At 39.5% G+C, this 21,888-nt stretch carries 21 protein-coding genes; 18 read left to right on the top strand and 3 right to left on the bottom strand.

Annotated elements, in window-relative coordinates; all coding sequences use genetic code 11:
* The first annotated feature begins 86 nt into the window (after nucleotides 1–86).
* From AM499_RS15385 to AM499_RS15370, 4 genes are all read left to right on the top strand, one after another.
* On the top strand, nucleotides 87–908 hold the full coding sequence (locus AM499_RS15385) for an ABC transporter permease (RefSeq protein ID WP_053591038.1): 822 nt from the start codon (nucleotides 87–89) through the stop codon (nucleotides 906–908).
* Nucleotides 909–912: 4 nt separating this feature from the next.
* Nucleotides 913–1,692, top strand: coding sequence for an ABC transporter ATP-binding protein (locus tag AM499_RS15380; protein WP_053591037.1), 780 nt, complete (start codon nucleotides 913–915; stop codon nucleotides 1,690–1,692).
* Between the two features lie 12 nt (nucleotides 1,693–1,704).
* Nucleotides 1,705–2,790, top strand: a complete 1,086-nt coding sequence (locus AM499_RS15375) for an ABC transporter substrate-binding protein (RefSeq protein WP_053591036.1) — start codon at nucleotides 1,705–1,707, stop codon at nucleotides 2,788–2,790.
* An 80-nt stretch (nucleotides 2,791–2,870) separates the two neighbouring features.
* Complete coding sequence (locus AM499_RS15370; protein WP_053591035.1) at nucleotides 2,871–3,317, top strand: YaiI/YqxD family protein; 447 nt, start codon at nucleotides 2,871–2,873, stop codon at nucleotides 3,315–3,317.
* Between the two features lie 3 nt (nucleotides 3,318–3,320).
* On the opposite strand, the gene AM499_RS15365 is transcribed toward AM499_RS15370, so the two are convergent.
* The gene (locus AM499_RS15365) at nucleotides 3,321–4,190 is read right to left on the bottom strand and encodes a glycerophosphodiester phosphodiesterase family protein (protein WP_053591034.1); all 870 of its coding nucleotides are present in this window, start codon (nucleotides 4,188–4,190) and stop codon (nucleotides 3,321–3,323) included.
* A gap of 203 nt (nucleotides 4,191–4,393) precedes the next feature.
* On the opposite strand from AM499_RS15365, the gene trhO reads away from it, so the two are divergent.
* The 5 genes from trhO to AM499_RS15340 all read left to right on the top strand — a co-directional run bounded on the left by trhO (nucleotide 4,394) and on the right by AM499_RS15340 (nucleotide 9,008).
* Nucleotides 4,394–5,350: an oxygen-dependent tRNA uridine(34) hydroxylase TrhO gene (trhO, locus tag AM499_RS15360; RefSeq protein WP_053591033.1), complete on the top strand. Its 957-nt coding sequence runs from the start codon at nucleotides 4,394–4,396 to the stop codon at nucleotides 5,348–5,350.
* Between the two features lie 240 nt (nucleotides 5,351–5,590).
* Nucleotides 5,591–6,037 (top strand): GNAT family N-acetyltransferase, encoded by a 447-nt coding sequence (locus AM499_RS15355; RefSeq protein ID WP_053591032.1) that lies wholly within the window; start codon nucleotides 5,591–5,593, stop codon nucleotides 6,035–6,037.
* A 15-nt stretch (nucleotides 6,038–6,052) separates the two neighbouring features.
* Nucleotides 6,053–7,357, top strand: coding sequence for a D-serine ammonia-lyase (locus AM499_RS15350; RefSeq protein WP_053591031.1), 1,305 nt, complete (start codon nucleotides 6,053–6,055; stop codon nucleotides 7,355–7,357).
* A 155-nt stretch (nucleotides 7,358–7,512) separates the two neighbouring features.
* Nucleotides 7,513–7,902, top strand: a complete 390-nt coding sequence (locus AM499_RS15345) for a GntR family transcriptional regulator (RefSeq protein WP_053591030.1) — start codon at nucleotides 7,513–7,515, stop codon at nucleotides 7,900–7,902.
* On the top strand, nucleotides 7,899–9,008 hold the full coding sequence (locus tag AM499_RS15340) for a DUF1648 domain-containing protein (protein WP_053591029.1): 1,110 nt from the start codon (nucleotides 7,899–7,901) through the stop codon (nucleotides 9,006–9,008). Before AM499_RS15345 ends, AM499_RS15340 begins: the two co-directional genes overlap by 4 nt.
* A 165-nt stretch (nucleotides 9,009–9,173) precedes the next feature.
* On the opposite strand, the gene AM499_RS15335 is transcribed toward AM499_RS15340, so the two are convergent.
* Nucleotides 9,174–9,614: a peptidylprolyl isomerase gene (locus AM499_RS15335; protein ID WP_053591028.1), complete on the bottom strand. Its 441-nt coding sequence runs from the start codon at nucleotides 9,612–9,614 to the stop codon at nucleotides 9,174–9,176.
* Between the two features lie 438 nt (nucleotides 9,615–10,052).
* Between AM499_RS15335 and AM499_RS15330 the strand changes: the two genes are divergently transcribed.
* From AM499_RS15330 to nhaC, 7 genes are all read left to right on the top strand, one after another.
* Nucleotides 10,053–12,662 carry a winged helix-turn-helix domain-containing protein gene (locus AM499_RS15330; RefSeq protein WP_197275564.1) on the top strand — a complete coding sequence of 870 codons (2,610 nt, stop codon included), beginning with the start codon at nucleotides 10,053–10,055 and terminating at the stop codon, nucleotides 12,660–12,662.
* Between the two features lie 204 nt (nucleotides 12,663–12,866).
* Nucleotides 12,867–13,175: a hypothetical protein gene (locus AM499_RS15325; RefSeq protein ID WP_053591026.1), complete on the top strand. Its 309-nt coding sequence runs from the start codon at nucleotides 12,867–12,869 to the stop codon at nucleotides 13,173–13,175.
* Nucleotides 13,172–13,915 (top strand): hypothetical protein, encoded by a 744-nt coding sequence (locus AM499_RS15320; protein WP_231687477.1) that lies wholly within the window; start codon nucleotides 13,172–13,174, stop codon nucleotides 13,913–13,915. The genes AM499_RS15325 and AM499_RS15320 overlap by 4 nt, the downstream gene beginning before the upstream one ends.
* A 276-nt stretch (nucleotides 13,916–14,191) precedes the next feature.
* On the top strand, nucleotides 14,192–15,196 hold the full coding sequence (locus AM499_RS15315; RefSeq protein WP_053591025.1) for an NAD(P)-dependent alcohol dehydrogenase: 1,005 nt from the start codon (nucleotides 14,192–14,194) through the stop codon (nucleotides 15,194–15,196).
* Nucleotides 15,197–15,359: 163 nt separating this feature from the next.
* Entirely contained in the window at nucleotides 15,360–15,554 is a 195-nt protein-coding gene (locus tag AM499_RS15310) for a YwbE family protein (RefSeq protein WP_053591024.1), read from the top strand.
* 30 nt (nucleotides 15,555–15,584) lie between these two features.
* Entirely contained in the window at nucleotides 15,585–16,688 is a 1,104-nt protein-coding gene (locus tag AM499_RS15305; protein ID WP_053591023.1) for a M20 peptidase aminoacylase family protein, read from the top strand.
* Nucleotides 16,689–16,790: 102 nt separating this feature from the next.
* Entirely contained in the window at nucleotides 16,791–18,233 is a 1,443-nt protein-coding gene (gene nhaC / locus AM499_RS15300; protein WP_053591022.1) for a Na+/H+ antiporter NhaC, read from the top strand.
* Between the two features lie 59 nt (nucleotides 18,234–18,292).
* On the opposite strand, the gene AM499_RS15295 is transcribed toward nhaC, so the two are convergent.
* A complete protein-coding gene (locus tag AM499_RS15295) occupies nucleotides 18,293–19,537 on the bottom strand; it encodes a hypothetical protein (RefSeq protein WP_053591021.1) in 1,245 nt (414 codons plus the stop codon).
* 92 nt (nucleotides 19,538–19,629) lie between these two features.
* Between AM499_RS15295 and AM499_RS15290 the strand changes: the two genes are divergently transcribed.
* Both AM499_RS15290 and AM499_RS15285 read left to right on the top strand, forming a co-directional pair.
* Nucleotides 19,630–20,742: a mandelate racemase/muconate lactonizing enzyme family protein gene (locus tag AM499_RS15290; protein ID WP_053591020.1), complete on the top strand. Its 1,113-nt coding sequence runs from the start codon at nucleotides 19,630–19,632 to the stop codon at nucleotides 20,740–20,742.
* A gap of 14 nt (nucleotides 20,743–20,756) precedes the next feature.
* Nucleotides 20,757–21,446 carry a GNAT family N-acetyltransferase gene (locus tag AM499_RS15285; RefSeq protein WP_053591019.1) on the top strand — a complete coding sequence of 230 codons (690 nt, stop codon included), beginning with the start codon at nucleotides 20,757–20,759 and terminating at the stop codon, nucleotides 21,444–21,446.
* The last annotated feature ends 442 nt before the right edge of the window (nucleotides 21,447–21,888 follow it).

Raw genomic sequence — 21,888 nt, 5'->3', positions numbered from 1 at the left:
AATTATGTGATTGTAGTCAATGAGAATTGTTGGCTATCACACATTTACCCGATTTAACATATTATTTTTACAAGAGGTGGTGAAAAATGCGCGATGAAAAAGAGGTCGTCCAATACGATCCTTATGAAACGGAACAACAAGAATGGAAGAAACAACAAGTAAAAGAAAGAGCAAAGCAACTACTCACGATTATCTCTCCTATCCTTATTTTATTTCTATGGGAAGTTTGTTCTCGAACGGGAATACTTGATATTCGGTTTTTCCCTCCTCCGTCTGCAATTATGTCTACATTTTTCGATTTGGCAACGAGTGGACTATTATGGACGCATATATCGGTCTCCCTATATAGAATTGCAGCAGGCTTTTTATTAGGTGTGATTCCAGGAATCGTTATCGGATTGCTTATGGGATTATATGCACCTATTCGTCATTTTATCTCCCCGATTATAATGGCTTTTATGCCAATACCTACGCTAGCACTACTTCCTATTATTATTATTCTCTTTGGGATTGGAGATTTTTCAAAAGTAGTAACGATTGCAGGTAGCGTATTTTTCCCAGTTGTTATCAATACAGTAGCGGGAGTAATCAACATAGAAAAGGTGCATTTAGATGTTGCCAAAAATTACGGAGCAAGTCCGAAAGACTTTTTCTTCAAAATAGCTTTTCCCGGTGCACTTCCTGTCATGCTAGAAGGTATTCAGATGGGGCAGGCAATTGCACTGCTCACAATAGTGGCAGCGGAAATGATGGGAGCTACATCAGGAATTGGGTATTTAATATGGACCTCTTATAAGGCATTCATGCTAAAAGAGATGTTTGTTGGGTTAGTGCTCATTTCATTTTTTGGTTTTCTATTTTCCCTCTTCTTACGTGGGCTACAAAAGAAGATTGTCCCATGGAGGTGAGTTGTTGAGTAATCCTATTAAAATATCGATAGAGAATTTAACAAAAGTTTTTTATAAAAAAGATAACAGTGTAACAGCGGTTAAAAATGTATCGCTTCAAATAGAAGAGGGTGAATTTGTCTGTTTGGTTGGGCCGAGTGGATGTGGCAAGACAACATTATTAAGAATATTGGCTGGATTAGAATCGCCAAGCTCTGGCTCTTTCAAAATTGTGTCTGATTCAGGAGAAAGGCCTCTACAATCAATGGTTTTTCAAGAAAAAGGCGTAATTCCTTGGTTAACAGTGAAAGAGAATGTTGCTTTCGGACTTAACATGAGAAATTTACCGAAGGATTTTGTACAAAAACAAACAAATTATTATTTAGAAAAAGTAGGATTAATTAATTTTTCCAAGCTGTATCCAAAAGAAATCTCTGGGGGAATGAAACAACGGATTAGTATTGCCAGAGCATTTGCGAACGATCCAGAAATTTTACTGATGGATGAACCTTTTGCAGCACTAGATGAGCAAAACAAATTTATTTTACAGGAAGAATTACTATCGATATGGTCTGAAACGAAAAAAACAGTGTTATTTATTACGCATAGTATTGACGAAGCTTTGCTATTGAGTGATCGCATCGTATTAATGAGTGCTCATCCAGGTGAAATTATCAATGAAATTAAAGTACCTGTACCACGACCTAGAACGATGGAACAAGTGCGAGCAAACGCAGAGATGGCAGAGCAGTTTATTAATATATGGAATCACTTGCAGCAGGAAGTACAAAAATCAAGAAGATAAGGGAGGAAGTTTGTGAAAAAACGTTGGTTGATACTACTCGCATCGATAATTCTTTTGTTAGGTGCGTGTTCTTCTAATGGAAAAGATAGTGGAGATGGAGTGAATGATGAAGTAGATAAAAATAATCCATCAGGTGACTTGGCACCATTAGAAAAGAAAGTAAAAGTTATTATTGCCGAGGATGGAGCAGCATCTGGAGCAGGCTTTTATATTGCAAAAGAAAAAGGATACTTTGAAGACTATAATATTGAAGTAGAATTTGCACAGTTTGCTAACAGTGATGAAATGTTACCAGCCCTTGCATCTGGTGATGTAGATATTGCAGGAGGAGTATCAACTGCGTCGTTCTTCAATGCTATTGCACAAGGAATAGACGTAAAGATCATTGCAGATAAAGGGCATAATGTACCAGGGAAATCGTACTTTACATTTGTAATTGGTAATCATATGAAAGATGAAATCAAGGAATATAAAGACTTTAAAGGCAAACGAATTGCAATCTCCTCTAAAAATTCGATTGATGAATATATATATTTGGAAATGCTAAAGCATGCAGGACTTACACCAGATGATGTGGAATTTGTATTACTTGCTGACTTTGGAAGTATGTTAGGAGCAATTGAAAATGGTTCGATAGATGCTGCACTGCAAATTGAGCCACTTATTGCACAAGGAATTGAAAATGGATTCCACGAACGTTTTGGAGATGCAACAGATTACGCACCGGAATCTCAAATTGCCATGGTACTTGGATCACCACAGTTCATGAATGAGGAAAAAGATGTATCACTACGATTCATGGCAGCTTATTTAAAAGGAGTTCGAGATTATAATGATGCATTCGTTAAGGGAGAAGGAAAAGCAGAAATAATTGATATTATGACTCAGCATACATCCTTAAAAGATCCAGCCCTTTGGGAAAAAGTATTTGTAACTGGTCTTGATCCAGATGGAAAAATGTTTTTAGATGATGTGAAAAAGCAATATGATGCATATAAAGCAAACGGTGCAATAGATGGGGATGTTGACTTCGATAAGGCGGTAGATACATCCATCACAGAAAAGGCAGTTAAGATTTTAGGGGAATACGATAAATAAAACGCCCAATAAGCATTGGGCGTTTTTTTATAAAATGGTATACAATGAGGAAATATCGAATGGTAAAAGAGGTGCGTAGGATGGTAAGTGTTTTAGTAGACGCAGATGGATGCCCGGTAGTAGATCTAACAATTGATATAGCAAGGAAATTTGATTTAAAGGTAACACTGCTATGTGATACTGCTCATTATATGCAAAGAGAAGGAGCAGAAACAATCATGGTATCAAAAGGTGCAGATGCGGTCGATTTTGTATTAGTGAATAAAGTGAACAAGGGAGATATCGTTGTTACACAGGATTACGGCCTTGCGGCAATGGTATTAGCAAAACAAGGCTTTGCAATTGATCAAAATGGTCGCTGGTACACACCTGAAAACATTGATCAGCTATTAAACAGCCGCCACATCTCAAAGAAAATTAGACAAGCGGGAGGACGTTTAAAGGGGCCTAAAAAGCGTCAAAAAGAAGACAATGAAAAATTTGAGGCAAGTTTCAACAGACTATGTGCACATGTGTTAAATAAATAATACCTAATCAAATTCATCTTTTATTCTAATTCCTAAATTAGGATTATTGACGAAGATTCCGTTTGGTTTTAGGTTAAGTGCTTGTTTCATTTCTACTTCGTTTACAATCGTATATAGATAAATTTGAAGGCCATTTTGTTGGACTTCTTGAATAAAATCTGTCGTCACAGAGTTAAGATTAGCTCCAATACCACTTGCATAAGAACGTAAGCGATTATACTCTTGGACCGAAAGAGCAGCAGCTTCCTCCTTGAAACTATATAACTTAATAAGAGGAAGCCTCGGTTCAAGCTGATGGACTTTTGTTAAGCTATCCTCATTAAAGGATTCAATAATAACTTTAGGTAATCCTTCATTTACATGAATCAGGTTATATTGTTTTAGCAATGCAAGCAGTTTTGCTTCCATCCCAACATAAATCCCTGGTGATTTCATTTCTATGTAATAATTCACATCATCTCCAAAATGCAAAAAGATTTCCTCTAATGTAGGCACCTCTAAATTTTCAAATTGTTTATTTGCAAGGTCTGGATAGGTACGATTAAACGATTGTCCTGCATTTAATTGTTTTATTTCTTCTAAAGTGTATTCTTTTACAAACCCATTTCCATCTGTAGTGCGATCTACTTTCTCATCGTGCATGGCAACCAATACTCCGTCTTTTGTCATTTGCAAGTCTATTTCAATATAAGTAGCCCCTGCCTGTTTTGCTGCTTCATAGGCAAGAATGGTGTGTTCAGGAGTATATGCGGATGCTCCTCGATGAGCAATGAGGATGGGTTCCTCTACAGGTAAAGGAGCTTTACTAATTTCACTTACGCCACAAGCGGCTATTAATAAGAAGAGTGTAAGAATCAAAGGGAGTCTCTGCATAAAAAACCTTCTTTCAGGAAAAACAATAGATGCCAATTAAAGAAACGTATATTTATACTATTGTTTATAAAGACGAACAAGAAGTATTTATTGCAAACTTGTTTCTTTTTTGATAATACAAAGAAAACAATTTATTTAACAAATACCCGATTTTTTGATATATTAAAACGAATGGACAAATTTTAGAAAAGGTGGAGTAAAAAATGGACACACATGCATACAGAGTATTACTTTACTATAAATATGTCCCAATTGAAGATCCAGTAACATTTGCACAAGAACACCTTGCTGCTTGTAAGGGAATTGGGTTAAAAGGGCGTATTTTAGTATCAAATGAAGGAATTAACGGGACATGCTCGGGAACAATAGAGCAAACCGATGCTTACATGAACATGATGAAAGCGGATGAACGTTTTGCGGACATGGTGTTTAAAATAGATGAAGCAGAAGGACATGCATTCAAAAAAATGCACGTTCGACCTAAAAAGGAAATTGTACATTTAGGATTAGAAGAAGATATTAACCCAAATGAATTAACAGGTAATTATTTATCTCCTAAAGAATTTTTTGAGCAAATGCAAGCGGAAGATACAATAGTAATAGATGCTCGTAATGATTATGAATTTGATTTAGGGCATTTCCGTGGAGCAATCCGTCCAGAAATTCGCAATTTCCGCGATTTACCTGAATGGATTCGTGATAATAAGGAAATGTTCGAAGGTAAAAAAGTTCTTACGTATTGCACAGGCGGAATTAGATGTGAAAAATTCTCTGGTTGGTTAGTACGCGAAGGTTTCGAAGACGTAGGTCAACTACACGGTGGTATCGCAACTTATGGGAAAGATCCAGAAGTTCGCGGTCAGCTATGGGATGGACAAATGTACGTATTCGATGAGCGTATTGCTGTTCCAATCAATCAAGTAGAACACGTTGTTGTTGGGAAAGATCATTTCACTGGTGAGCCATGTGAACGCTATGTTAACTGTGCAAACCCAGATTGTAATGACAAAATTTTATGTTCGGAAGAAAACGAACATAAATACCTACGCAGCTGTTCACATGAGTGCCGAGTGCACCCACGCAACCGCTACATCGTAGAACACAATTTATCAGAAGAAGAAGTAGAAGCAAGACTAGCTGAGATTGAAGAAACAGTATAATAACAATCCAAATCCCACGCACCCTCAAAGCGTGGGATTCTTTATTGTAGAAATGCTACTGGATGAGTTACTGGATGATTGTTACAGGGTTGTTACTGGTGCCTGGCACCAGTAACAACCCTGTAATAAAGGATGAGGTTTGGGGTATATACTATTAGAATAGAGGGAATTCGTCTTGCGATAGCGAAAGGTATCTAGAGTTCGTTTTAGATTTATAAACAATTGAATGGGGGAGACGTAATGGCAATCGAAGTGAAGAGAATTTCAGATTTGAAAGAAGTCGACGTAACCAAACTAATTCAAGAAAGCGAAAAAGAAGGATATCGATTCGTATCTAGACTAGCAAGTAAATATGAAGATGGTACGAGAAGATTCAACGAACAAGGAGAGGCCATTTATGGGGTATGGGAAGACGGGGAGATAGTAGCAATCGGTGGGCTAAGACAAAGTATAAAAAGCTCTGAAGAGCAATCCGCTCGATTGCTTCGCTTCTACACCCTACCAGAACACCGTCGAAAAGGTATCGGAAGTGAGCTATGTAAAGTGATTGCAGAAAATGCAAAAGGACAGTTTAAAGAGATTACTACTAAAACAGAATCCGCAAAGGCAGATGCTTTTTATCGAGCAAATGGTTTTGCATTTGAAGATCGTTCGCCTGATATAACGCATGTACTGAGCTTGGAATAGAGAGGGTTTACAACTATGAATACACAACAATTAATAAAGAAATTTCCTTTGATTAAGGAAATGCAAAATACAGAGGAGGTCATTTGGTTCAATCCGAATCAAACAAAGACGTCTGAAGCACTTCCAAACATAAAAGTAACAAGTGAGATGGTACAGGATGCAAGTGATCGACTAGAGCGATTTGCTCCTTATTTACAAATTGCATTTCCAGAAACAGCAAAAGCGAATGGGATTATTGAGTCGCCACTTGTTGCTATTCCGACAATGGCATCCGCTTTAAAGGAATTATTTCAAACTGACTTTACTGGAGAGCTTTTATTAAAATGTGATAATGCCCTGCCCATTTCTGGTTCCATTAAGGCCAGAGGAGGTATTTATGAAGTGCTTAAAATTGCAGAAACACTTGCAATTCGGGAAGGATTATTAGCGCCAAAGGACGATTACGGAGTTCTTGCTAATGATGCATTTAAAAAGTTTTTCTCAGAATACTCAATTGCTGTTGGATCAACAGGAAACTTAGGTCTAAGCATTGGAATAATGAGTGCAAAGCTAGGTTTCCGAGTAACCGTGCATATGTCGAGTGATGCAAAGCAGTGGAAAAAGGACCTGCTAAGAGAAAAGGGAGTAGAGGTCATTGAATATGCTGCCGATTATAGTCTGGCTGTAAAAGAAGGAAGAAAGCAAGCAGAACAAGACCCAAATTGCTTTTTTATCGACGATGAAAACTCCATCGACTTATTTGTAGGATATGCAGTCGCGGCAAATAGATTAAAGAAACAATTAGAGCAGTTAGGAAAAGTGGTAGATGAAACCAATCCGTTATACGTTTATTTACCATGCGGTGTTGGAGGAGGTCCAGGAGGCGTTGCTTTTGGCTTGAAGCTTCTATTTGGAGATCACGTTCATTGTTTTTTCGCCGAACCTACACACTCCCCATGCATGCTACTTGGTTTAATGACAGGATTACATGAAAATATCTCCGTTCATGATATTGGATTGGATAATAAAACTGCTGCGGACGGGCTTGCGGTTGGCCGTCCATCAGGATTTGTTGGAAAGACATTAGAAAGACTTATAGAAGGTAGTTATACAATAAGTGATAAAACCATGCATCAGCTGCTTGCATTATTAGTCGATACAGAAAAAATTCAGCTTGAACCATCTGCTCTTGCGGGTATGACCGGTCCTATTCAGCTAGCAACACATGGAGCTAACTTACAGAACGCCACTCATATAGTCTGGGCTACTGGTGGAGGTATGGTACCTGAGAGTGAAAAGGTAGCGTACTATGAAACGGGACGACAATTTCTTAATCAATAGGGTAATCTGGAATATAAATAACAAACCTACTCTCTTCGGAAAGTAGGTTTTTTTCTATGTATAAATTATTTTGTTTAAGAAACATTTTGCTCTATTATATATAGAACAACTGTGTTATACTAAGAATAGAACAAGGGTAAATAGGAGGTAGCATCATGTTTATAGAAATAAAGACAAATTCATCCGTGCCAATCTATTTACAACTAGCACATCAATTAATTGAAGGTATTGTACGTGGAGAGTTAAAGCCTGGTGATTCATTACCATCTGTCCGAGCTTTCGCATCTGATCTGGGTATGAATATGCACACGGTCAATAAAGCATATCATTACTTAGAAGAAAAAGAATTTATACAAATTGTCGCAAAGTCGGGTGTATTTATTCACCCCAATGGAATTTCACAAGCATCTGAAATAGAAAAACAACAACTCAAAGAACAAATGAGACCACTACTTGCAGAAGGATTAGTACTAAAGCTTTCCGAAGAAGAAATGGTAAAGATGTTACATGAGCTCGTTCAAGACATTAAGGAGGGAAAACCATGATTATTTTGTTATTCGCATTTATTCTATTATTTACAACGGTATTACAAGCATTTATGCCAAAGTTTTTAAAGCAAACAGAAGCTTTTGGTGTGTATGTACCAGAGCAATATACGAAAGAAAAAACAGTAATTCGTTTGAAAAATAAGTATACACGTGTTGTTCTGCTAGTAGGATTGGTTATTTTAGCAGGGTACCTATATTGGTCATTAACACAAAATCCTGCAGAAGATACATTGGCCTTGATCGGTGTAGGCGTTCAATTTGCCATGCTTTTTATAAGCATTGGTTACTATTTTATGATGCATTTACGAGTAAAAAAACTAAAAGAGCAACAAAAGTGGCTATCTGGTAAAAGTGAAGTACGCGTGGTAGATTTAAAATTTCAAGATAAGCTGAAGCTAATACCAAGAGCTGTTTTTATTGTCCCAATGATTGTGACGATTGGACTTATTATTTATACATTTATTAAATATCCTGAAATGCCAGATATGATTCCGACCCATTGGGGACCAAATGGACAGCCAGATGATTTTAGTGAAAAAACATATTTTAGTTCCATTGCGACGCTTCTTTTACTCCTCATCATGCAAGGTATGTTCCTTATGATGAGCGAAGGAATGAGGTTTTCAGGATCTAAGATTAATCCCGCGAACAAAAAAACGTCACTTGCACAGCAGTTAGAATTCCGAAAATACACAAGTTGGTTTGCACTATTCGTCTCTATAAGCGTGACTTTGATGATGGGATACACGCATTTGCAAACTATCCATCCGGACATATCTTCTGCTTGGGTTATGTTTGCATTACCCATTACTTTTTTAGTCGTAGTATTACTTGGAGTGCTCATATATACAGTTAAAGTTGGTCAAAGTGGTTCGCGTATTAAAGTGAAAGAAGATAGCCCTAATTTAGAGCATTCTATTACAGCAGTTGATGAAGACCGATACTGGAAAGGTGGAATTTTGTATTTTAATCCGGAGGACCCAAGCATTTTAGCAGAAAAACGCTTTGGGGTTGGGTGGACACTAAACTTTGGTCGTCCAGCAAGTTGGATCATTTTTTTATTACCGTTTGTTCTTATTCTCGTCATTGTACTTAATTTATAGGTTAAAAGGTCGTCTCCACATTATTGCGGAGCGGCTTTTTTAGTTAGTTGGAAATTTAGTATGCTTAGTTGGAAAAATTAGCTCTTAAGTTGGAAAATCCTGAGCTTTAGTTAGAATAAGCGAAATGTCAAAAAAGAAGCCCCCTTAAAAGGGAGCTCCAGATGATTATTCTGCGTCGAATACTTCTACTTTTTCCATTTTAGCGCCATTTGACATAGCTTTTGCTACTTCAAGACCGCTCGTTACTTTACCGAAAACAGTGTGAACACCATTTAGATGTGGTTGTGGTTCATGCACGATGAAGAATTGGCTAGAGCCAGTATCTTTTCCTGCATGTGCCATAGATAGGCTTCCAGCTTCATGTTTATGAGGGTTGCCAGCTGTTTCACATTTAATCGTTTTGCCACTACCGCCCATACCTGTACCAGTTGGGTCTCCACCTTGACTTACAAAGCCAGGAATAACACGGTGGAATACTACTCCGTTATAAAATCCGCTGTTTGCTAACTCTTCAAAGTTTGCTACTGTGTTTGGTGCTTCATTTGGGAATAAATCAAATTCGATCTTTTCGCCTGAATCCATTAAAATATATCCTTTTTTCGCCATTCAAAACACTCCTTTTTCAAATAAATCCTTATAAGTATAGCATGTACTATATGCATTTTCCAAAAACAGAGGACGCAAAAGGATATTCAAGTAATGGCAAGGGCTTCATGATATAGCAACTAAATTAGTGTTAGTCTTTCGAGCTATTGGTTGATTAGTTCCGTGATTACAATTCCACAAACAACTAAAGCAACTAGCCTGAATAGCAAAATGCTTTTGTTGACGTATATTGCAATGGTGAAAAGTTAAGTTTGAAGTTATAGATATAAAGTCATCGGATGCGGCAATCAATTATGTTGAAATATTGTGGGCTGAAGTTTTTTTTCGTGTTATCATCAATGTATGAATATTCCGATTTTAACTACTAAACTATATATCCCTTTGCCACGGACTAATATTGTCCTCCGACCGCGCCTAATCGAGCGGCTGAACAGTGGTTTGGATCGCAAGCTGACGCTTATCTCAGCCTCAGCTGGCTTTGGCAAGACTACGTTGGTCACCGAGTGGATTGCCAATTGTGAGCGTCCTGTCGCATGGCTGTCGCTGGACGAAGGAGATGACAACTCTACACGTTTTTTTACTCATCTTGTAGCTGCATTACAGTCGATTGATGAGAATATGGGAGAAGGCGTAGTTAGTTTGCTCAACTCCCCACAGATGCCGTCAACGGAGTCTATTTTGACGGCTTTTCTCAATGAAATTTCAGCTATTTCTTACAAATTCGTACTCGTTCTTGACGACTATCATGTTATTGATTCAAAGTGGATAGACGATGCCTTTATCTTCCTGCTTGAGCATCTACCTCCACAGATACACCTTGTCATTGCCACGCGTGAAAATCCACGGCTTCCGCTGGGCAGGTTACGTGCCCAGGGACATTTGACCGAGTTGCGTGCCACAGACCTACGTTTTACATCCGGTGAAGCAGCGGTGTTCCTAAATGAAATGATGGGCCTTAGTCTCTCGACAGAAGAAATTACTGGATTAGAAACACGTACGGAAGGATGGATTACAGGACTCCAGCTGGCAGCACTCTCGATGCAGGGGCGTAATGATACTTCCGCGTTTATAAGGGCTTTTACTGGAGACAATAGGTACATATTAGACTATTTGGTCGAAGAGGTTCTTCAGCGTCAGCCTGACCATGTCCGGAGCTTCTTAGTTCAGACCTCTATTCTTGATCGGTTGCATGGCCCTCTGTGTGATGTCGTTACTGGCCGGGACGATGGCAACGCGCGGTTGGATGCCTTGGAGCGCGGCAACTTTTTTGTTGTTTCTCTGGATGACAGGCGTCAATGGTATCGCTATCATCACCTCTTTGCCGAGGTTCTCTATGCGCATTTAAGAGAGGATCAACCCGATCAGGTAGTTATCCTACATCGGCGTGCGAGTATGTGGTATGAGCAACATGGCTTTGAGGCAGATGCAATCCGCCATGGGCTGGCGGCAAAGGATTTTGCCCGGACAGCAGACCTTCTTGAGCTAGCTTGGCCAGAAATGCGTAGAAATAGACAGGGTGTTGCGGTGTTGGGATGGATGAAGGCTCTTCCTGATGAACTGGTAAACTGTAGACCTGTACTCAGCGTAGTGTATGCCTGGGCTTTGCTGGCTGGTGGTGAGCTCAAAGACGTTGAGGACCGTCTAAAATCTGCCGAACGGTGGCTAGAGGCGACAACAAACCAGCAGCCTAACGCCTTAGTTGGGATGATTATCATCAATGAGGAGGAATTTCGTGGCCTACAGAGTACGATAGCCGTGTACCGTGCTGCGCATGCACAGGCGCTCGGTGACGTAGACGCTACTATAAAATATGCTCGACGTGTGCTCGAGCTTGTGCATGAGGACGACCATCTTCGGTACGGGGCAGCGGCTGGGCTCCTTGGACTCGCATTATGGACTAGCGGGTATCTTGAGGCGGCGCACAGGACATTTGCAGATGGCATGGCTAGTGTAAGGCTGTCCGGGGCGATCTCGGACGCAATCGAGGGCTCACTCGCACTTGCTAATATACGAATTGCTCAAGGGCGACTTCGACCAGCAATTCGTTCCTATGAGCAGGGATTGCGGTTTGCGAAGGAACATGGTGAGCCTGTACCGCGTGGAACCGCAAACATGTACGTGGGAATGAGTGAGCTCTACTGTGAGTATAACGAACTGCATGCCGCCACGCAGCATCTGCTTAGAAGTAAGGAGGAGGGTGAGCGGACCGGGTTTCCACCAAATCAGCATCGTTGGCGTGTTGCAATGGCTCGAATACTTGAGGCCAAAGGAGATCTTGAAGGCGCTCTTGAGTTGCTCCTTGAGGCAGAGCAACTGTATGTAAGTGATTTTTTTCCAAATGTACGACCTATAGGGGCAGTAAAGACACGGGTATGGTTAAAACAGGGTAGGTTTGTTGAAGCCCTCGACTGGGCACGGGAGCAGGGCCTATCTGGCCAAGATGAACTTACTTACATGCGCGAATTCGAGCATATCACACTGGCAAGATTGTTTTTAGCTCGGTTTAAGAGAGATCGTTCAGACCGCTCTTTGCTTGAGGCGATGAGACTTCTTAAACGTCTTCTCGAAGCAGCAGAGCAGGGTGGGAGAACGGGAAGCTCGAATGAAATACTAGTGTTGCAGGCACTATCTTACTATTTCCAAGGCGACATCCCTGCCGCGCTTGTGCCACTGGACCGCGTCCTAACCCAAGCTGAACCAGAGGGTTATGTCCGGATTTTCTTAGACGAAGGTCAGCCTATGGCGGAATTGCTAGAAGTGGCAGTGAAACACGGGATAGCACCGAATTATGCTCACCAACTACTTGCAGCCTTTGGTCAGAAGGAGGATAGAACGCCTTCCAAACAAGTATTAAGTGAACCACTGAGTGAACGTGAACATGAAGTTCTAAGGTTGCTTAGAACTGACTTAAGTGGACCGGATATAGCACGACAACTTATAGTGTCCTTGAACACCTTGCGTACTCACACAAAGAACATTTATAGCAAGCTTGAGGTGAACAATCGTCGGGCAGCAGTACGAAGGGCCGAGGAACTCGATTTGTTCTAGCAAGTATTAACTAACATCCACGCTTCGGCAGGTTTTATCGAATCTGCCGAGGCTTTTTCTATTCTCACACCCTCCAATAGATAAATCACCACACCAATCACCACATGTAGTGATGCCAACTCACCACTTCAACGTGTAACCTAGATTTTGAAAGGAACATACAACATTATGGGATTGCATTCAGAGAAAGCAGGTGAATAATGAATGAATCAAAAAGCATTAACGGAGGATCACCGCGAATCTAAATTTTATGAAATTTGCCTTAAGGGACACTTGAATCCCCGGTGGATGGACAAATTTGCTGGCCTAAGTTTTATCTACGAAAGTGACGGAACAACCATTCTTTCAGGTCCTGTGGTTGATCAGGCTGCGCTACATGGCTTACTGAGGATAGTGCGTGATCTTGCCTTGCCATTGGTTTCGGTCAATCAAATTGAACTTAAACAGGTGAACGTGTTGGTAGCTAATATCCAAACCAAGAACAATCATTCGACAAAGGAGAAAAACTCATGAACGCCAATCGCAAGACCGCAGTGGTTCGACAAATAACTAAATCAAAGGAGAACAAAATGAAGATTACAACCTCAAAACTCATCCAATGGGCTGGTTTAGCAGCTATGCTGGCAGGGTGCCTTTTCATAGTCATTCAGATTATCCATCCAGCTGATATTCTTTCGTCAGTCACCACCGAAAGATGGGCAATCGTCCACTACTTGAGCATCGTCATGTGCCTCTTCGGCATGCTCGGCATTGCGGGGATCTACGCTAGGCAAGTGGAAGAGGCTGGTTGGCTTGGTCTGATCGGCTATCTCATGTTTAGCCTCTTTTATGCACTCACATTGGGCTTTAACTTCACTGAAGCATTTATCTCGCCATTGTTGCTGACCGAGGCACCAAGGGTCGTTGAGACTTTCTTGGCACTCGCCAGTGGGTCTACCGGCGAGGTGAACCTTGGGGCTCTCGCAGGTGTTTATACGCTAGTAGGGGTACTGTATATGATCGGAGGACCGCTGTTTGGTTTGGCGATGCTCCGCGCCGGTATCCTACCGCGCTGGGCGACAGGCTTGTTTGCCTCTGGAGGGCCAGTATCGGCCATCGTGGTTTCACTGCTCCCACACCCGCTCGACCGGATAGCGGCGGTACCGCTTGGGATAGGTCTGGCCTGGTTGGGATACGCGCTCTGGTCTGAACGACGAGAGAATGCATCGAAATCTATTCCTAGCATAGAAGCTTCCAGCCCCACTAATCTGTAGCTGAGAGCGATCCGCCGAGTGAACTCAACCGAGCTGTATTGAATGGTGCGGGATGGGTAATAAAGCTAGCTGTAGCCGAATGGACTGTTCGAAAAAGGTCAACCCCTCTAGCCACTACGGAATCAGCCAGTGTTTCCCAGCTCCAATGAGGTCAGCCTAAAGGAAAGCGGTTTTACAGGCTATCAGAGTTTGGATCTTTGAAAGCAATAGAATAAGGATGAGTTCCGCCACCATTTTTCTTATTTATCCGTGTATCAATGAATTGGAGGAGACAAAATGAAAGCTATTGTGTACAAGAAATACGGTTCGCCTGACGTCCTTCGATTGGAAGAAGTAGAGAAACCTACTCCAAAAGAAAATGAAATAATGGTAAAAGTAAAAGCGTCAACCGTAACAATGGCAGATATTCGGGCACGGAGTTTCAAGGTTCCTCTTTCTTTTTGGCTGTTTGCTCGGATAGCGCTTGGTTTTAAAGGTCCCAAAAAATCTATATTGGGAATGGAATTAGCTGGTGAAGTTGAGTCAGTAGGTAAAGATGTCACACTGTTTAAGGAGGGTGACCATGTTTTTGCAGCATCTCTAGAGAGTTTTGGTGCTTATGCTGAGTATAAGTGTCTCTCAGAAAGTGGACCAGTAAGTCTTAAACCCTCCAATATAACTTTTGAGGAAGCAGCAGCTATTCCAATTGGTGCACGTACAGCCTTGTTTTTTCTTAGAAAAGCTAACATTCAACGCGGACAAAAGGTCCTTGTCTATGGAGCTTCAGGAAGTGTAGGAAGTTATGCTGTACAGATTGCCAAGTACCTAGGAGCACATGTTACAGGGGTATGCAGTACAGCAAATTTAGAATGGGTGAAATCTTTGGGAGCTGATCAGGTAATTGATTATACGTCGGAAGATTTTTCGAGTGATAGAGAGGCTTATGATGTTATCTTTGAAGCTGTAAACAAGACTTCTTTCTCAGCATGTATGAAATCTTTAAAGAAGGTTGGCACTTATATAAATATTAATGAACCGTTACCAAGTGCACGAATGCTATGGACTAAATTAACTAGCAACAAGAAAATAATATTAAGCCAAAATTCACCTGAAACTTCGGAAGCTCTAAACTACCTCAAAGAACTCGTGGAGGCAGGGAAATTAAAAGTGGTGATTGACCGAACTTATCCACTTGAAGACATAGTTGAGGCTCATAGGTATGTCGAGAAAGGTCACAAGAAGGGAAATGTCATCATAAATTTAGAAAAAACAAAGTTAAATAAGAACACTAAACAGAATTAATATATAAAGAAACCATTTAGAACCTATCTTTTAAATGGTTTTTTATATTGTTTCTTAATGTAAGTGGTAATGTCGTTATTGTTAGCCTATCGTCCCATCTTATCTTACAAAATGGTGTAAGACTAGCATGAACGTGGTACGATACAAAAAGAGGTGAATCCAAATGAATGGACAAAATAGAAAAGATATAAAACCGGGCTTAGAAGTGTACATAATATTAAAAAAAGACCAACGTACAGGGGAAAAAACTCGAGGAGTCGTGAAAGATTTATTAACGAATGCCTCCTTCCATCCAAATGGAATTAAAGTACGATTAGAGGATGGACAAATAGGTAGGGTTTGTGAAATTATAGGATAAATCAGAAATAGGAAAGGAAGATTACAAGAAATGGATGTAGAGTCACAAATATTATCATGGTTTCATCACTTTCATGAAAATCCGGAAATAAGTTGGAAGGAATATGAAACGACTAACAAGCTTGCAGAAATCCTAGATGAGCTTAATATTCCATATCGCCGATTTGATGATGTAACTGGATTACTAGCAGAGATCGGTGAGGGCGAAGAAGTGATAGCAGTTCGAGCAGACATTGATGCACTATGGCAGGAAGTAGATGGGGTATTTCGAGCAAATCATTCATGTGGACATGACGCAAATATCTCCATGGTACTTGGTGCTTTATTGTTACTCAAAGATGAAAAATTACATAAGCGTATCCGATTTATCTTTCAGCCAGCAGAGGAAAAAGGCAATGGCGCAAATGCGATGATTGACAGAGGAGCACTAGAGGATGTTACTCATCTATTTGGTGTGCATTTACGACCAATTGAAGAACTTCCGTTTGGAAAAGTTTCTCCTGCAATTCATCACGGAGCGGCTATGTTTTTAGAAGGACAAATTAAAGGAATAGATGCACATGGTGCTAGGCCGCATCAAGGGAAAAATTCAATTGATGTAACAGTTGCTATCCACCAAGTATTAAAAAATATCTACTTCTCACCATTTGAGTCATACTCTGCGAAGTTAACAAAGATACAAGCTGGTGGCGAAAATGCGAATATTATTCCTGGTAATGCTTCGTTTTCGATAGATGTTCGAGCTGCTAAAAATACTATTTTATTTCAAATGAAAGATCAAATTAATAGAGATCTAGAGGCATTACAAAAACTATTTGATATAGAAATTGAGTGGGAATGGCAAGATATAACACCTGGTGCGGAGGTTTCACCTGAAGCTGCTCAAATAGCAAGAGAGGGGATCATTCATGTATTGGGAGAAGACAAACTGGCAGATGAAGTAATTACCTCTGGAAGCGATGATTTCCATTTTTATACGATTAGATATCCTGAATTAAAAGCTGCCATGATAGGTATTGGATCAGATCTTTCTCCGGGATTACATCATCCAAATATGACGTTTAATCATGACTCGCTATTATTAGGTGCAAATGTTCTGACGGAAACGCTTTCAAAAATATCAAAAAAATATTGACGTCTATATCATTTGGCATTATTATTAGCCTATTAACGACTATTAACGACTATTAAACGTCAATTAAGAATTGTCAAAAGAATATGACAAGGGGGAAATGGGATGGAAGAAAAGAAAAATGCTGTAGCAAAAAAAGAAATGTCTTTACTTTGGGCAATCACTCCTTTATTAGTAATGATTGCAGTAATGATAGTTACAATTGTTGTGTTAGAACAAGGGCCACATATTCCATTAATTATTGGAACAGCAGTAGCAGCGCTTGTTGCATGGAAGCATGGATTTAAATGGGATGATATTGAAGAAATGATGTACAAGGGGATTAAACTTGCTTTACCAGCTGTAGTTATTATTATTTTGGTAGGTTTAATCATAGGAGCTTGGATTGGTGGCGGAGTAATTGCTACAATGATTTATTATGGACTTAAAATAATTACACCAGCCTTTTTCTTAGTGACAATTTGCGTAATTTGTATGATTGTTTCTTTAGCAATTGGTAGTTCTTGGTCAACGATGGGAACTGTCGGTGTTGCTGGTATGGGTATTGGATTAAGCATGGGAATTCCTGCTCCAATTATAGCAGGTGCGGTTATTTCGGGTGCTTATTTTGGAGATAAAATGTCACCGCTATCTGATACAACAAATCTAGCAGCAGGTCTTACTGGTACAGGACTATTTGTGCATATTAAACATATGTTATATACAACTATACCTGGGATAATCATTGCTCTAACTGTCTACGGTTTTCTCGGTACGAAATACAAAGCAAGTAACCTTGATCAAGGCAGTATTCAAGAAACGATATCTATGTTAGAAAAAAGCTTTGTTATTTCTCCCTGGTTGCTATTGATACCGGTTGCGCTAATTGCGCTTGTAGTGATGAAAGTTCCGGCAATTCCAGCACTTGTCGTAGGGTTTATTTTAGGGACTTTAGCGCAAGTATTTGTACAAGGTGGCTCTCTTGCGGAAGCAATTGGAGCACTTCAAAGTGGATATGTTATTGAGTCTGGAAATGCTATGGTAGATGATTTATTTAATCGTGGTGGATTAGATTCCATGATGTATACGGTTTCCATGACACTGGTTGCAATGACGTTCGGGGGAATACTCGAATATTCGGGAATGCTCCAATCGATTATGAATCAAATTCTTAAACTAGCAAAATCAGCAGGTACACTAGTAGCAGCAACGATTGTAGCTTGTTTCACGACAAATGCGACTTGCTCAGAGCAATATATTTCAATCGTTGTTCCTGCTCGTATGTTTTCAAAAGCTTACACGAAAATGGGCTTACATTCAAAAAATCTATCCCGGGCATTAGAGGATGGAGGGACACTTACTTCTGTCTTTATTCCTTGGAATACATGTGGAGTGTTTATTCTTGGAACTCTAGGTGTAGGTGCATTTGAGTATGCGCCATATGCAATTTTAAACTATGTTGTGCCACTATTATCTATTTGTTATGCGATGACAGGCTTTACGATCCAAAAGTTAACACAAGCAGATATTGCAGAAATCAACAAAAGAGAAGCTTCATTAGAGTCATAAGAAAAAAGGAAAGTTCAGCAAAAGTGAACTTTCCTTTCTTTACAATTTGTCTGAACTTCTTATAAGTATGTAGGGAAATTCAACTCGTAAATGGCACGTGGTCGACCCTGTTGGTAGGTCATTTCTTCCCCAGTAATTCGAGCATAATCATTATCTACGAGCTTTTTTAAGATTCGTTCAGTTGTGCGTCTACTAACTTGTAAATAGACCTCTAAATCATATGCAGTAAATTCAACGGAAGTGCGTGAACGACTGAACTGCATTATTTTGGAGATATTAGCTGGACTTAATGTTGTTTCTTTAGCTAACTTAGCTATTTTAGGTTCATTCGTTTTCAGATGTACCTTCTTTTGATTGTTTGGCAAAGGTCCTAATAATTCTTTCGTATCCGTTATCACATAAGCGGAGTTTTCTGTTGTATAGGTAAGAGCATCCTTTGCATTTTTCGTAGCTTCTACAACTGTCTTACCGAATCCAAAGGCAATCTTAAGTGGAGAGGAAGAAAGCTCAAACCAAGTGTCTATATAGTTGTTTACAAAAGCTTTTTGAACGTCACCCTGAGTTGAATAAAGCATGTATAAATCCTTTTCACTCTTAGTAAAACTTGCTTGAATAGAACTTGATATTTTCTTTAATGTATCATCTGATATTAATTTATCGTCAATTGTTTGAATAAATCCAACAGCAATTTTAGCTGATTGGCTTTTTGCAAGAAGAGCCATCGATTTTGTTTCTTCGAGTCCCTTTATTATAGAACTTTTAGGGTCAATCATACGAATGACCGATAGATTATTTTCGCGCAAGTGCTGATAAACAGTATGAATACTTGTTATCGCAAGGCTCACTTCACCATTTTTTTGCAAATTGGCATGAAAAGCAACAACTTCTTTCAAATCAAAAGTAGGATCAATTTTCATCATAAACGGATATTCATCCATTTGGCCAATATCCTCTAGCACATGTTGTACACTTTGTGGCTCGATCAAGTCGATTGAAAGCTTTGATACTGGAATGGAGCTGGAAAAACCAATAGATAAAAGTGTTGTAGCAATAGCAGTTTCGTCTTGACGAAGATAATGAGAAGGAATAGGCAGTTGTTCTCTCGCATCCTTAGTGTAAACATACGGAAGTGATCCGGAAAAAAATATTGCATCACATGGTTTTATCGTTGGTATTATGGCTACTGCATCAATCGGCGTCTTGTACATATAATAATCCATATGGATAGAAGGTAGCTCAACTTCCAAATGTTTTAAACGTTCGATAAAATTATAAGAACCTAAGACTGCAATCCGGGTAACCATGCTTCCACCTCATTTTTTTATTTTTTAAACGACCATTTAACGACAACTATAAACAACTATTTAATTTTTGTAAAGAAGAAAGGAAGATTTAGATGAAAATAAAAGAAATTGAAATATATGCCATTAGATTACCATTAATAGAACCATTTATCATTAGTTATCATACGTATAAAGATATGCCATCAATTATTGTAAAGTTAACAACCGATGATGGTTTAATAGGATACGGAGAAGCCGTAGCAGATGAGCATGTAACAGGTGAGACTTGGGAAAGTACATATGCCATATTGAAGAATACATTAGCACCATTGTTAATCGGAGAAAACCCAATGGAATTTGAACGTTTACATGAAAAGATGGACAAAGCAGTCTATCAAACACCAGCAGCAAAGGCAGCAATCGACATCGCTTGCTATGATGTAGTAGGTAAAAAACTAGGGGTGCCGGTATATCAGCTACTTGGCGGACGCTATCACGAGAAGTTTCCTATTACACATGTATTAAGCATCGGAACACCAGAATCGATGGCAGAAGAAGCGGAAAAACGTATGAAGGAAGGCTATTCATCGTTTAAAATGAAAGTAGGCACAGAAGTTCAAGCTGATGTAAAACGTATTCAAGCAGTTCGCGCGAAGGTAGGAGACGAGATCGCAATACGTGTAGATGTGAACCAAGGCTGGAAAAATAGTGCGAACACTATTACTGCTATGCGTCAATTAGAGACTACGGGCTTAGATTGGCTAGAGCAACCGGTAGTTGCAGATGACTTCAATGGCATGGTAGAGATTAAAGAAAAAACAAGCACGCCACTAATGATGGATGAAGGTCTAAGGGGCTTTCGAGATATGCGCGAATTAATCGAGAAAAAAGCTGCACATAAAGTAAATATTAAACTAATGAAATGCGGTGGTATTTATCCAGCAATGAAACTTGCGCATATGGCAGAAATGGCCGGTATCGAATGCCAAATAGGCTCAATGGTTGAATCCTCCATAGGATCATCTGCAGGTTTTCATGTAGCATTCTCTAAAAAAACATTTACGAGTGTAGAGTTAACTGGCCCTTTAAAATTTTCTAAAGATGTCGGGAATCTACAATATGATGTTCCTTTTATCAAATTAAATGAACTACCAGGATTAGGTATAGAAGTTGATGAAGCAATTTTACAAGAGCTAACAGAGTATTCCACAAAAGTAGCAAAGTAAGAGGAAGTGTTTTTATGAAAGAATGGAATGGAATACTTGGGGACAAAGAATATGTAGTCCGAGTATTAACAAAAGACAGTATAGAAGATATTTTAAGCATTCAAGAAATTGTTTTAGAAATGCTCGAAAACAATGATTTTTTATCGCCAGTAACAAAGGAAGAATTTGAAGATTCTATCTCGAATCACCTAATGGTAGGAGTTTTTGTAGAAGAGGAATTAATCGCATTCCGTGCATTGGCAATTCCAGAAATAGACGAACATCATTTAGGTTATGATATTGGTCTCACTACAGAGCAACTGGACAGAGTCGTCTACCAAGAAATCACAAATGTCCTTCCTAATTACCGTGGCTTTGGTTTGCAAAAAACACTTGGAACAATTGTTATGGAGCTTTTAGATGCCTCTCCATATACACATGTGTGCGCAACGGTAGCGCCATTTAATATTGCTAGCTTAAAGGATAAGCTAAGCCAAGGAATGGTAATTGGTGCATTAAAAAATAAGTATGCTGAAATGCTGCGCTATGTGTTTTATAAAAAGTTGCACGAAGACCGTGAAGTAAGTAATGAAGTTTTAGAAATTAATATGGGTGACATAGAAAAACAACAACAGCTACTTACAGAAGGTTGGATTGGAACAAGTATTTTGTATAAAGATGATGACTGGTATGTAACGTACGAGAAAAAAGGAACGTATTTATAAGTTTAATCAACTAAATATATAGGAAAAAAGCTGTCCAATAAGTCCCTAAAATAAAGCAGAAGGAGAAAAACGACTCGTTTTTCTCCTTCTGCTTTTGTGATTTCATATAATATTGTTGATAGAGTGAATAATTGATTGGAGTGAAAGGTGGCGACTCCTGCGGGAAAGCGAGACAGTCCGAGACCCCGCACGTAGCGTGAGCTGCGGAGGAGGCTCGGCGCTCGCCCGCGGAAAGCGTCCGCCTGGAACGGAAATATATCGAACTTTTTAATAGAAGCTACGAAGAAATAGGCTGCCCTTATGACTTTCGACAGCCCCTTTTTTACGGTAATGATGAAGTCGAAGTCTGTCTAAAGCACTCCAGAAACCATTGAAAACAGGTATGTTTTTAAAGGCTCGATTAGCACTTTTCTGACCCTCTATTCAGTCAAATGTATGAAGT

Origin of the sequence: Bacillus sp. FJAT-22090, assembly GCF_001278755.1 — a bacterium.
Classification (GTDB): domain Bacteria; phylum Bacillota; class Bacilli; order Bacillales_A; family Planococcaceae; genus Psychrobacillus.
Note: the sequence above shows the minus strand (reverse complement) of the source record. Positions and strands in the feature narration are given on the sequence as shown.

What these genes read in the sequence shown, in the direction of transcription:
- AM499_RS15350 (WP_053591031.1), top strand. Translation starts at nt 6,053, where the DNA reads ATGAATACACAACAATTAATAAAGAAATTTCCTTTGATTAAGGAAATG.
- AM499_RS15385 (WP_053591038.1), top strand. Translation starts at nt 87, where the DNA reads ATGCGCGATGAAAAAGAGGTCGTCCAATACGATCCTTATGAAACGGAA.
- AM499_RS15355 (WP_053591032.1), top strand. Translation starts at nt 5,591, where the DNA reads ATGGCAATCGAAGTGAAGAGAATTTCAGATTTGAAAGAAGTCGACGTA.
- AM499_RS15295 (WP_053591021.1), bottom strand. Translation starts at nt 19,537, where the DNA reads ATGGTTACCCGGATTGCAGTCTTAGGTTCTTATAATTTTATCGAACGT.
- AM499_RS15365 (WP_053591034.1), bottom strand. Translation starts at nt 4,190, where the DNA reads ATGCAGAGACTCCCTTTGATTCTTACACTCTTCTTATTAATAGCCGCT.
- AM499_RS15340 (WP_053591029.1), top strand. Translation starts at nt 7,899, where the DNA reads ATGATTATTTTGTTATTCGCATTTATTCTATTATTTACAACGGTATTA.
- AM499_RS15320 (WP_231687477.1), top strand. Translation starts at nt 13,172, where the DNA reads ATGAACGCCAATCGCAAGACCGCAGTGGTTCGACAAATAACTAAATCA.
- AM499_RS15290 (WP_053591020.1), top strand. Translation starts at nt 19,630, where the DNA reads ATGAAAATAAAAGAAATTGAAATATATGCCATTAGATTACCATTAATA.
- AM499_RS15345 (WP_053591030.1), top strand. Translation starts at nt 7,513, where the DNA reads ATGTTTATAGAAATAAAGACAAATTCATCCGTGCCAATCTATTTACAA.
- nhaC (WP_053591022.1), top strand. Translation starts at nt 16,791, where the DNA reads ATGGAAGAAAAGAAAAATGCTGTAGCAAAAAAAGAAATGTCTTTACTT.
- AM499_RS15370 (WP_053591035.1), top strand. Translation starts at nt 2,871, where the DNA reads ATGGTAAGTGTTTTAGTAGACGCAGATGGATGCCCGGTAGTAGATCTA.
- AM499_RS15325 (WP_053591026.1), top strand. Translation starts at nt 12,867, where the DNA reads ATGAATCAAAAAGCATTAACGGAGGATCACCGCGAATCTAAATTTTAT.
- AM499_RS15315 (WP_053591025.1), top strand. Translation starts at nt 14,192, where the DNA reads ATGAAAGCTATTGTGTACAAGAAATACGGTTCGCCTGACGTCCTTCGA.
- AM499_RS15285 (WP_053591019.1), top strand. Translation starts at nt 20,757, where the DNA reads ATGAAAGAATGGAATGGAATACTTGGGGACAAAGAATATGTAGTCCGA.
- AM499_RS15335 (WP_053591028.1), bottom strand. Translation starts at nt 9,614, where the DNA reads ATGGCGAAAAAAGGATATATTTTAATGGATTCAGGCGAAAAGATCGAA.
- AM499_RS15310 (WP_053591024.1), top strand. Translation starts at nt 15,360, where the DNA reads ATGAATGGACAAAATAGAAAAGATATAAAACCGGGCTTAGAAGTGTAC.
- AM499_RS15305 (WP_053591023.1), top strand. Translation starts at nt 15,585, where the DNA reads ATGGATGTAGAGTCACAAATATTATCATGGTTTCATCACTTTCATGAA.
- trhO (WP_053591033.1), top strand. Translation starts at nt 4,394, where the DNA reads ATGGACACACATGCATACAGAGTATTACTTTACTATAAATATGTCCCA.